9 protein-coding genes and 1 pseudogene are annotated in these 11,791 nt (G+C 53.3%); 4 read left to right on the top strand and 6 right to left on the bottom strand.

Annotated elements, in window-relative coordinates; genetic code table 11:
* Positions 1–6 precede the first annotated feature (6 nt).
* The 3 genes from xylH to xylF are packed head-to-tail and all read right to left on the bottom strand — an operon-like array spanning position 7 to position 3,735.
* Positions 7–1,191 carry a xylose ABC transporter permease XylH gene (xylH, locus tag U869_RS0108680; protein WP_025119077.1) on the bottom strand — a complete coding sequence of 395 codons (1,185 nt, stop codon included), beginning with the start codon at positions 1,189–1,191 and terminating at the stop codon, positions 7–9.
* A complete protein-coding gene (locus tag U869_RS0108675; RefSeq protein ID WP_025119078.1) occupies positions 1,169–2,710 on the bottom strand; it encodes a xylose ABC transporter ATP-binding protein in 1,542 nt (513 codons plus the stop codon). The genes xylH and U869_RS0108675 overlap by 23 nt, the downstream gene beginning before the upstream one ends.
* A gap of 26 nt (positions 2,711–2,736) precedes the next feature.
* Positions 2,737–3,735, bottom strand: a complete 999-nt coding sequence (gene xylF / locus U869_RS0108670) for a D-xylose ABC transporter substrate-binding protein (RefSeq protein WP_025119079.1) — start codon at positions 3,733–3,735, stop codon at positions 2,737–2,739.
* Between the two features lie 392 nt (positions 3,736–4,127).
* Here xylF and xylA point away from each other — a divergent pair, with 392 nt between their 5' ends.
* Both xylA and xylB read left to right on the top strand, forming a co-directional pair.
* Positions 4,128–5,447, top strand: a complete 1,320-nt coding sequence (gene xylA, locus U869_RS0108665) for a xylose isomerase (RefSeq protein ID WP_025119080.1) — start codon at positions 4,128–4,130, stop codon at positions 5,445–5,447.
* Positions 5,448–5,495: 48 nt separating this feature from the next.
* On the top strand, positions 5,496–6,947 hold the full coding sequence (gene xylB, locus U869_RS0108660; RefSeq protein WP_025119081.1) for a xylulokinase: 1,452 nt from the start codon (positions 5,496–5,498) through the stop codon (positions 6,945–6,947).
* A gap of 56 nt (positions 6,948–7,003) precedes the next feature.
* On the opposite strand, the pseudogene rhuM reads toward xylB, so the two are convergent.
* A pseudogene (rhuM, locus tag U869_RS0108655) lies at positions 7,004–7,663 on the bottom strand (RhuM family protein); the annotation flags it as partial.
* A 270-nt stretch (positions 7,664–7,933) separates the two neighbouring features.
* Here rhuM and U869_RS0108650 point away from each other — a divergent pair.
* Positions 7,934–8,560: a DNA-binding protein gene (locus U869_RS0108650; protein ID WP_025119083.1), complete on the top strand. Its 627-nt coding sequence runs from the start codon at positions 7,934–7,936 to the stop codon at positions 8,558–8,560.
* 199 nt (positions 8,561–8,759) lie between these two features.
* The gene (locus tag U869_RS0108645; RefSeq protein ID WP_025119084.1) at positions 8,760–9,245 is read left to right on the top strand and encodes a hypothetical protein; all 486 of its coding nucleotides are present in this window, start codon (positions 8,760–8,762) and stop codon (positions 9,243–9,245) included.
* 48 nt (positions 9,246–9,293) lie between these two features.
* Here the strand turns inward: U869_RS0108645 and U869_RS0108640 are convergent, their stop codons facing one another.
* Together U869_RS0108640 and U869_RS0108635 are read right to left on the bottom strand one after the other, a co-directional pair.
* Entirely contained in the window at positions 9,294–9,779 is a 486-nt protein-coding gene (locus tag U869_RS0108640; RefSeq protein WP_025119085.1) for a hypothetical protein, read from the bottom strand.
* Positions 9,780–9,782: 3 nt separating this feature from the next.
* The coding region (locus U869_RS0108635; RefSeq protein WP_025123973.1) for an RHS repeat-associated core domain-containing protein at positions 9,783–11,791 on the bottom strand (2,009 nt) is incomplete at its 5' end.

Genomic DNA, 11,791 nt, shown 5'->3' with positions numbered 1-11,791 from the left:
CGTTATTTAGGCACGACGCTTGGTGGCCGAGTCCATCCACACCGCCAGCAACAGGATCGCGCCTTTGACGATGTACTGCCAGAAGGTCGGTACGTCTAGCATGCTCATGCCGTTATCCAGCGAAGCCATGATAAACGCGCCCATGACCGCACCGGCCACGCTGCCGATCCCTCCCGCCAGACTAGTGCCGCCAATCACGCAGGCGGCGATGGCGTCCAGCTCGGCGATATTGCCCGCGGAAGGCGAACCGGCCCCCAGCCGTGAACTGAGGATCAGGCCAGCAATCGCCACCATCAGGCCATTGATGGCAAATACCGCCAGCTTGGTGCGCTCGACGTTCACCCCGGAAAGCCGCGCCGCATCGATATTGCCGCCGATGGCGTAAATACGCCGGCCAAAAGCGGTGCGGCTGGCCATAAATATCCCCGCCAGCATCAGCGCCGTCAGGATCAGCACTGGTGTGGGTACGCCGCGATAGTCATTCAGCAAATAGATGGAGCCAAGTACGATCACCGCCATGATGCTTTGCCGGGCAACGTTGCCACCCGCCGCAGGCACCGGCAGGCCTAACCGTACGCGCTTGCTGCGGCTGCGCCATTGCCAGGCCACAAACGCCATCAGCCCCAACGCGCCAATGCCAAAGCCTAGACCGCCCGGCAGATAACTCTGGCCAATCTGCGACATCGCATCGCTGGTAGGGGCCACGGTGGTACCGTTGGTGATACCGATCAGGATGCCGCGAAACGCCAACATCCCGGCCAACGTGACGATGAACGACGGCACCTTGCGGTACGCCACCCACCAGCCGTTCCACGCGCCAAGCAGCAAACCGGCAAGCAGCGTCACCACGATGGTCAACGGCAGCGGCCAGCCGAGCCAGACATCGAAGATCGCCGCCGCACCGCCCAGCAGGCCCATCATCGAGCCGACCGACAGGTCGATTTCCGCCGAAATAATCACGAACACCATGCCGACCGCCAGAATGCCGGTGATCGCCGTCTGGCGCAGCAGGTTGGAAATATTGCGCGCGCTGAGATACGCCCCTTCGGTGGTGAAGGTAAAGAACAGCATAATGATGACGATCGCCGCCAGCATCACGAACACTTGCAGATTGAGTGATTTAAGCGGCAATAGCGGCTTTTTCTCCGCCAATGGTGGCATACTTGCTTCAGATTGCGTGTTTTTCGACATATTTGTCACTCCTCAACGCGGCTTCCATCACCTGTTCCTGGGTCAGATTGCGGTTTTCCAGCGCGGCTTTGATTTTCCCTTCATGCATCACCAAGACCCGATCGCTTAACCCCAACACTTCTGGCAGTTCGGAAGACACGACGATCACCGAGATACCTTGCTGCACCAGCTGATTGATTAACTTGTAGATTTCGTATTTGGCACCGATGTCGATACCCCGCGTCGGTTCATCCAGGATCAGGATTTTCGGGTTCAGCAGCAGGCACTTGGCGAGGATTGCCTTTTGCTGATTGCCCCCGCTCAAACGGCCAATCGGCAGCTCCGCCGACGCGGTTTTTACCTTCAGCCGCACCAGCGATTGCTGAATGGTGGCCTGCTCGCGCGCATCGTCCAACATCGACAGTGGACCGCTAAAATCATCCAGCGCCGCCAGAGTCATGTTGGCGCCAACGCCCATCACCGGCACGATGCCGTCACGTTTGCGGTCTTCCGGCACCATGGCGATGCCATAACGCATGGCCTGACGACAGTTATTGATCACCACGGGTTGGCCTTCCAGGGTAATGCTGCCCTGCCAGCGGCCGTGATAGGCACCAAACAGGCACTGCATGGTTTCGGTGCGGCCGGAGCCAACCAGCCCGGCGACGCCAAGGATTTCGCCGCGCCGCAGAGTGAATGACACATCGTCGACCCGGCGAATATGCCGGTTGATGGGATGCCAGGCGGTCAGGTTATCGACCTGCAACACCACCTCACCGATGCTGTGCGGTTCCTGCGGATAAAGCTCCGTCAGTTCGCGCCCCACCATCATGGCGATAATGTCTTCCTCGCTCATCTCTGCCGCCAGGCGGGTGCCGATATGCTTGCCATCGCGGATCACGCAGATCACATCCGAGATCGCCTTCACCTCGTTCAACTTATGCGAAATATAAATACAGGCGATACCGTGATGACGCAGATCCTGCACGATCGCCAGCAGGGTGGCGGTTTCACTTTCGGTCAGCGAGGCGGTCGGCTCATCCAGCACCAGCAGACGCACCTGCTTATTCAAGGCCTTGGCGATTTCCACCAGTTGCTGCTGGCCTAGCCCCAGCTCCCCAACGCGGGTATTAGGGTCCACCGCCAGCTTGACCTGCGCCAACATCCGTTGGCAACGCAGGTACATGGCATCAAAATCCATCAGGCCAAAGCGGCCCCACTCGGCACCGAGAAACATGTTTTCCAGCACCGTCATCTGTTTTACCAGTGCCAGTTCCTGGTGAATGATGGCAATGCCTTTCTGCTCGGTATCGCGAATGGTTTTAGCACTAATCAACTCGCCAGAAAAATAAATTTCCCCCTGGTAACTGCCGTGCGGATATATCCCGCACAGCACCTTCATCAAGGTTGATTTGCCCGATCCATTTTCACCGCATAAAGACATGACCTGGCCGGCTTCGAGCGTCAGGCTGACATTATCAACCGCTTTAACCGCGCCAAATTGTTTGCTGATATTCTTCATTGCCAATAAACAGGGCATAATTCCCTCCGATCGATGGTATTAATTTATTTATCCAGATCGGCTTTTTTATGGAAACCATCGGCAACGATGGTACTGTCGACATTGGATTTATCGACCGAGATCGGCGTCAGTAACCAGGCAGGAACTTCTTTACTGCCATTATTTAAAGTGGCGTTGGATTTCGGCTGTTCACCACTGCCCAGTTGGACCGCAATATCGGCGGCCTCATCGGCCAGCTTGCTGATCGGTTTGTACACCGTCATGGTCTGAGTACCGGCGATAATGCGTTTTACCGCCGCCAGATCGGCATCCTGCCCGGATATCGCAACCTTGCCCGCCAACCCTTGTGCGGCCAGCGCCTGGATCGCGCCGCCAGCGGTCGCATCGTTGGAGGCCACCACCGCATCAATGTGGTTGTTATTGGCGGTCAGGGCATTCTCCATGATTTTCAACGCATTTTCCGGCAGCCAGGCGTCCACCCACTGGTCGCCGACCACTTTTATCTTGCCGCTGTCGATCAACGGTTGCAGCACGTTCATTTGTCCCTTGCGGAACAGCTTGGCGTTATTATCCACCGGGGAACCGCCCATCAGGAAGTAATTTCCCTGCGGCACGCGCTGCACCAGGCTTTGCGCCTGCAACTCACCCACTTTTTCATTATCAAACGAGATGTAGAAATCGATATCGGCGTTGTTAATCATCCGGTCGTAGGCCAGCACTTTAATGCCTTCGCGCTTGGCTTCGCTAATCACATTGCTCAGCACCTGCCCGTTGTAGGGAATGATCACCAGCACGTCGACGCCGCGGTTGATCATGTTTTCAATCTGCGCCATCTGGGTTTCTTCGTTGCCGTTGGCGGATTGGACGAACACTTTCGCCCCCAACGACTCGGCCTTTTTAACGAAGATATCGCGGTCTTTCTGCCAGCGCTCCAGGCGCAGATCGTCGATCGCCATGCCGATCTTAACTTCTTTACTGAATCCCGGTTGGCTGGCCAACACCAGCATGGCGCAGGCGGAGAGTAACAGGTGCTTTAATTTCATCTTATATACCTTGTTTATATAACCCATAATGTTTAAGTGGGTATGCGTTGTAGGGGTAATAATGAAACAGCCGGTTATTGATTAACGACCAACGGATTGTTGTCGCTTATTTGCACTTGGGCAATTACTGATTTTTACCCACCAATTATGATTTTTGGTTTAATGTTGGTTTTATGATAGCGATCATGTTTTAGCCATGTAAAATTCTACTACTGCAAATGAAAATGCCCGACACACAGCCGCTTAAGCAAATTAACCTCCAATATGAGATCTACCGCACATTTAATAATTCTTTGAATTTGAGTGTGAAATAACGTAATTGTGACCGCCGGTTTGAACTCCTAGGATTAACTCATCCCGTAAAGCCGGGCCCCGCTACCAAGGAGTTGAGAATGCAATCTTATTTTGATCAGCTGGAACAAGTTCGCTACGAAGGCACCCACAGCAACAACCCCCTGGCGTTTCGCCATTACAACCCGGATGAAATCATCCTGGGCAAACGCATGGCCGAGCATTTGCGCTTCGCCGCCTGCTACTGGCACACCTTCTGCTGGAACGGCGCAGACATGTTCGGTGTTGGCGCGTTCGACCGCCCATGGCAACAGCCGGGCGACGCCCTGGGGCTGGCAAAACGTAAGGCCGAGGTGGCATTCGAATTCTTCCACAAGCTGAACGTGCCGTTCTACTGCTTCCACGACGTGGACGTTTCGCCGGAAGGCGCTTCGCTGAAGGAGTATCTGAACAACTTTGCGGTGATGACCGACGTGCTGGCTGAACAACAGCAAAACAGCGGCGTGAAACTGCTGTGGGGCACCGCCAACTGCTTTAGCCACCCACGCTACGGTGCAGGTGCAGCCACCAACCCGGATCCGGAAGTGTTCAGTTGGGCCGCCACCCAGGTCTATACCGCCATGAACGCCACCCAACGACTGGGCGGGGAAAACTACGTGCTGTGGGGGGGCCGCGAAGGTTACGAAACCCTGCTGAATACCGACCTGCGCCAGGAACGCGAGCAAATCGGCCGCTTTATGCAAATGGTGGTCGAGCACAAACACAAAATCGGCTTCCAGGGCACGCTGTTGATCGAACCTAAACCGCAAGAACCGACCAAGCATCAGTACGATTACGACGTTGCCACGGTGTACGGCTTCCTGAAACAGTTCGGGCTGGAAAAGGAAATCAAGGTCAACATCGAAGCCAACCACGCCACGCTGGCCGGCCATTCGTTCCACCATGAAATCGCCAGCGCAATTGCGCTCGGAATCTTCGGCTCCGTCGATGCCAACCGCGGCGATCCACAGCTTGGCTGGGATACCGACCAGTTCCCGAACAGCGTGGAAGAAAACGCACTAGTGATGTTCGAAATCCTCAAGGCGGGCGGCTTCACCACCGGCGGCCTGAACTTCGACGCCAAGGTCCGCCGCCAGAGCACGGATAAATACGATCTGTTCTACGGCCACATTGGCGCAATGGACACCATGGCCCTCTCGCTGAAGGTGGCCGCGAAAATGATCGAAGACGGCCAACTGCACCAACAGGTGGCCAAGCGCTATGCCGGTTGGAGCGGCGAGCTGGGCCAGCAGATTTTGCAGGGAAAACTACCGCTGGAAGCCTTGGCGAAGTATGCCGAACAGCATAATCTGGCACCGCAGCACCACAGCGGGCATCAAGAGAAATATGAAAATCTGGTGAACCGTTACCTGTTCGGTTAATGGGTAAGCAGCGGCGGCTAACCCCGCCGCTCAGCAAAAGGAGCCCCTATGTATATCGGCATCGATCTCGGCACTTCCGGCGTAAAGGTCATCCTGCTCGACGAGCAGGGCCAACTGCTGGCCAGCCACGGTGAAACACTGGACATCTCCCGCCCACAGCCGCTGTGGTCTGAACAAGATCCGCAGGCCTGGTGGCAGGCGACCGATCGCGCCATGCTGGCGCTCGGCAAACAACACGCCCTGCAACAGGTGAAGGCCATTGGCCTGACCGGCCAGATGCACGGCGCCACGCTACTGGACAAGCGCCAGCGGGTGCTACGCCCCGCCATCCTCTGGAATGATGGCCGCAGCTTCGAACAATGCCAGGCGTTGGAACAGTCGGTGCCGAAATCGCGTGAAATCACCGGCAACCTGATGATGCCGGGCTTCACCGCACCCAAACTGCTGTGGGTAAAACAGCACGAACCCGAAGTCTTCGGCCAGATCGATAAGGTGCTGCTGCCGAAAGACTATCTGCGCTGGTGCATCACCGGCGAGTTCGCCAGCGATATGTCGGATGCGGCAGGCACGATGTGGTTAGATGTCGCCAAACGCGACTGGAGCGACGACATGCTGGCCGCCTGCGGGCTGACGCGCGATCACATGCCAGCACTGTTTGAAGGCAACCAGATCACCGGCCGGATCCACAATGAACTGGCGCTACGCTGGGGTATGCCGCCAGTACCGGTGGTGGCAGGGGGAGGCGACAACGCTGCCGGTGCGGTAGGCGTTGGGCTGTATCAAGCCGGGCAAGCAATGCTGTCGCTCGGGACTTCCGGGGTTTACTTCGCCGTCAGCGACGGCTTTCTCAGCAACCCGGCCAGCGCCGTACACAGCTTCTGCCACGCGCTGCCCAATACCTGGCACCTGATGTCGGTGATGCTCAGCGCTGCCTCCTGCCTTGACTGGGTATGCAAACTGACCAATGTAAACAGCGTTGCGACGCTGCTACACAACGTCGAGCAGGCAGAACCAGCGGAAGCCCCGCTGTGGTTCCTGCCCTACCTTTCCGGCGAGCGCACGCCACACAACAACCCGAATGCCAAAGGCGTGTTTTGGGGGCTGACCCATCAGCATGGCCCGAATGATTTGGCCCGTGCAGTGTTGGAGGGCGTAGGTTTCGCATTGGCCGACGGCATGGATGTGTTGCACGCCAGCGGCCTGCAACCGATCAGCATTACGCTGATTGGCGGCGGCGCACGTAGCCCATTCTGGCGGCAGATGCTGGCGGATATCAGCGGCCAGCGGTTGGAATACCGCACCGGCGGGGATGTTGGCCCGGCGCTCGGCGCGGCACGGTTGGCGCAGATTGCGTTAAATCCGCAGCGTTCGCTGGCGGAACTGCTGCCCGCGTTGCCGCTGGAACAAGTCCATACGCCGGATGCTGAACGTCATCGGCATTATGCTGAGCGACGGGAGACTTTCCGGCAGTTGTATGAGTGTTTGCTGCCGTTGATGTAAGAGTTGTGGTTGGAATGGTGTTTACTGGTGCCCCCAGATGATTTGGAGTTTGGGGGCATTTGAGGCTGGCTGGCATCGGAACGCTGATGGATAAGTTCGGCAACAGTATGACCGGTACAGGCAAAATGCAGTTTGTTCTGGATGGTTTGAAAGAACAGCGTTGTCTCTGTGAGGGAGGGCTGGTAGTCGGCGGCTAGCGCAAAGATCTCCCGAACCCGCAAAAACACCCGGCGCTCGCTGGCGCGGATATCGCGGATGCGCTCGAGCATCTCGTCGAAATAGTCGGGCACAGCGGATGAGCCAACGGGCGGGTTTTTAAGCCGCTCATCGTCCATCACGAACCCTTTGATCAGGTATTCCTGAAGCGTTTGGGTGGCCCACTGGCGGAATTGGGTGCCTCGGGTGGAACGGACACGGTAGCCAACGGCGAGTATCATCGGCAAACTAAAATATTGAACCTGATAGTTTTTTCCGTCACTGGCAGTTGTTCGGTAAAACCGAACAACTGAATTTTCGACCAGTTCGCCGTCTTCAAAGATATTTTTGATGTGTTCGCTAATGGTTGCTTTAGCTTTGCCGTACAGCTCACACATCATTGCCTGAGATAGCCAAAGAGTGTCGCATTCAAAAAGGCATTCAACGCGAACTCTTCCATCGCCACTAGCGAACATGACAAATTCGCCTGCCGGGGATGATGTTAGATTCACATCTGTCATATCGCCTCCGTTTTAATCTGACTTACAACGCTGTAATGCGTTTAGTATGCCAAAGAACCATGTTGAAGCTCATTACACGAATAGCGTTTATTTTGTAGGCAGACCTGTGTTGGTACGGTGCATTCCCTACGTTGCGGAATGACTGCATATAGCGCCTGCCTTGTATATGCGCCGGGCGTTGTGCGCCACCTCACTACCATCAACAAATTGACTTCCGGTTATCGTAGGCTGTTGATAAAGTCACCGATGGGTAGGTGAAGGGAAACTAGCATGGTCGAACGTATTGATTACCAGATTGAAAAATACAGCTTCACGGAAGTTAATCAAACACCGCGCATTACGCAGCAGTGGGCTGAAGTCATCGAAGAATGCCGCCTGGGACAAGCTGGAAGTATCGAGCGTCTGCGCATCGCTTTGCTGAATGTGGATTATGTCACCAGCTTTGAGCTGCCTTTTCGTTTGCTGCTGGTGCGCGCCCCACAACTGATTGCCGGGTTGCGAGATGAACTACAACTCAGCCAGAAAAACGTCTTGTTTAACGGCAAGCGCTTTGGCTGTGTTTACAGCGTAAAGGCTGATTTGAGTAAGGTGCCGGATGAATTTCAATACTGTCTGTCTACTCGCATTCGCCGAGAAGAAGCGTCAGGTGATACCGCAGCGCCTTACCGGGAGATTGCCAAAGAAATAAAAATGCCGCGCGAGAGGCTTAAACAGGCGCTGGAAAACGGGCTGGCGGTAACGGCGCTGGATGGTCTGTTTTGGTTTGGTATGCAGCGGATCGCCGCCGATGTGGCAATACTCAGAAAAAAGGGGATGCGCATTGCGACTTCAGAGGTCCAGGTGTGGGATAGTTTCACGGCGACTCTTCGCCCTGTACCGGTATATCACGGTGTCTGATGCTCGAACACAGGAGTCAAATAAGAGAATCAATCACATGATAAAAAAGGAGCTATTTAATATTGATAATTGAGTAACTCTCACCAAGTACCCCTAATGCTTTTTCTTGCAACTTTCAGTATAAAAAAATAAACTTGAAAATTCACTCACGATAATATAAATATATCCTAGTAATTATCTCAACACGGAAGAGGTTATAATGCTAAAACAATACCTAGTACCAATCAACGAGGATAATAAATTTCATTACCACCATATGAAAGGATATCTGAGCGCATTAAGCATGTCTCTTTTGGGTGCCATGGTATACTCAATAATTGATAGGGTGGTGAATCCTAACTCTCCACCAGATTGGTTCATTCATTTATTAGCTATCATCCTTGTTTTATGGCTTATTAAAAAAACCTTTGCTCACTCACCTACTACCGTACTAATTAAACCATCAAACTTTAGACACAAAATGATTTTGGCAAAATTCTTTAATTACGCAACATTGATGTTTATTGGTGTAACTTGCTCAGCACTTTACTCAATGATGACATCACCTATAGAGCATAGCTTAAAAAGCTTTATTACATTCATAATAAGCGGCTGTATATTCACAGTTTTCATGGCCCTCTTTAGCTACTTTTCTATAAATCATGTTATCGAGAAAAACAATTTCACTAACGTAAATTCAGATTGATAATCATTAAAACCCTGTCGCAGCACTGCGGCAGGATGAATAATCCTTTCAAAAGGGTAACGCGTTTTTTCTATTAAGCTTAGCTTCGAATAGTCTAGCTAACTCCTCAAAGATCTTCATCCAATGGTGGATATACTCCGACTTATTAACCTCTACCGTGAAGTCAGATACATTTTTATTTATCATTCCGACCCCCTTTCCTTTCCTAAAAGATAACACCATAATATCTCCTTCCACCTCATAATCTAGGTAAAAATCAGAACCTTGCTCACAAAACCATATTGTTTCTTTCTTTTTAGAAGATAGTTTCGCAGATTTTATACAGTCAACGATATCATCAAAACACACTGAGAAATCAGAAAACAAGTCCAAAGTTATTTTTTCGGCCTCACTGAACACAATATCAATATAGCCATTGACATACTGTGACAGCTCTATAAGTGAAAAATGAAACGGCGACAACTCCATTTCCTCCTCATCTAAAAACTCATCTAACTCAACTTTTTTTTCATTTATTCTTAACTTTACCTGCATTTTTTAATCTCCTAATACATAAGGATAGGCTGTAACTGGCCCTTTGTTTTCACTTATAATCACTTTGACTATATATGTGTCCTTCGTCGCTCCATTTGGATAGTAAACATTTGATGACTGCGATACTTTAACGTCATGAACACCTGGTGTTATTGGAGCCTTCTCGAATGCCTCTTCGATCATTCTATTATCACTAAAGTGACCTTGAGGATTGCCAGTAGACCTTGCTCTATCCCTCATCGATTGTTCACTATGTTGGGAGCCATGTCGATTTCGTGCATGCCCATACTTTTTAGTGCTCATACCCGATTTATGGTTCGGCTTACAGCTCAAACCAAGCGGATCGACCCAACTCAGCGGATTTGGTGCGTACTGATAAAGATTCAGCCCACCGGCCAAACCAATCGGGTCAGGCGTGATAAACCGCCCTACCTCAGGCGCATAATACCGGTAAGTATTGTAATGTAACCCGGTCTCTTCATCCACATATTGCCCAGCGTAGCGCAGCGGCTGGCTGAATCTGCCCAACGGCCTGCTGAGGTTGCTCCACATGGCATCGGTCTGCCGGGTGACCTGCCCAAATATCCCATACTGCCCCGACCAGACCATCTCGCCCTGCGCGTCGGTCACTTCCTGTGGTGAACCGTTCAGATCGGTGTGATACCAGTACAACCGGTCCCCGGTGTAATGCTTTTCAATACAGGCCAACGGCGTGTAGGCTTCGTTCGGGTCGTAGCAGTAGGTTTGCTGATTATCGTCAGTGCGACTTTGCAACAGCCGCAACCCCTGCCACAAGAAATGGGTTTCATGCCGTTCCTGACGAAGGGTAACGACCTTGCTTGACCTGCGGCCCAGCGCGTCATAATGATACTGCGCTTCAAACAGCCCTTTGGGCCCGCTGCCTTTGGCTCCCACCAAACGGTTATCCGCATCATACCGATAGTGCTGGACCAGACCGTCGTTTCGCCGCTCCACCATGTTGCCAAAGGCATCATACTGATACTGCCATCGCTCCCAGCGTGTCAGCCGGTTGTCCTGATAAGGTTCACTGCCACGGACGTACGCCGAATTCTCCGGGGTCTGCATCGGCAGTATCAGCGCGTTGTCAGCCTGGTCATAATGTACTGCGGTTTGGCCGGTTTGTGCCGAATAGCTACTACGCAGCCGCCCTTCAACATCATAGCCGTAACTCAGCATGCCCCGGTTGTTGTCTTCCACCGCCGCCAGTTCGTGCAGCTCATCATAATAATAGGCTCGCCACAAGATTCCCTGCTCTGGATAGGTGAGCGCATCTGTGAGGCGGTTGCTGATACTGGTTTGCCACTGGCGGCGGCCCAGGCGGTCATAACGACGATGTTGCGTCAGTGTACCTTGGGTACGGCTGGTCTCCCGGTGCAGCGCATCGCGCTCAAACTCGCTGATGAGTTGATCATTGAAACGGATGGCGGTGACGTGCCCAGAGCCATAGTGCAGCCAGTGGAACTGGTCGTCGTTCGGCAGGCCAAGCGTGATCAGGTTGCCCAATGCATCATACTGGTAGGTGAGTGCCTCGACGCCGTTATGCTCCCTGGTCATCCTCCCCAGCGCATCCCGTTCAAAAGTGACGGTATTGGGCTGGATACCCAGTTTCTCACCCTGCTCGGTAGGCGTACGGCTGGCGCTGAGTAAGCTGCCCATCGCATCCCACTGGTACGTTACCCGTTCGGTCTGAGTCTGGCGCACAATCACCTGGCCTTGCGCATCGTAGGTCAGTTGGCTAACTTTCTCCGGTCGGTGCCCTTTGTCGTCTGTAGTACCACGCTGCACAACTTCGGTAACCTGCCCATCAGCATTAAAACGGTAACCGTAGCGGGTATCATCCGGACGTTGTTCTTCCTGCAAGCGGCCTTCTGCATCCCGGGTAAAGCGATAGATGCCGCCGTTGGCGTTATCCAGGCTGAGCAGATGACCTTCCACGTCATAGCCGTAGTGAAGCGTTCTGTTCAGGCGATCTGAACCGTACCGGGTTTCTT

It is taken from the genome of Serratia sp. H1w (genome assembly GCF_000633355.1).
Taxonomy (GTDB): Bacteria; Pseudomonadota; Gammaproteobacteria; order Enterobacterales; family Enterobacteriaceae; genus Chania.
Note: the sequence above shows the minus strand (reverse complement) of the source record. Positions and strands in the feature narration are given on the sequence as shown.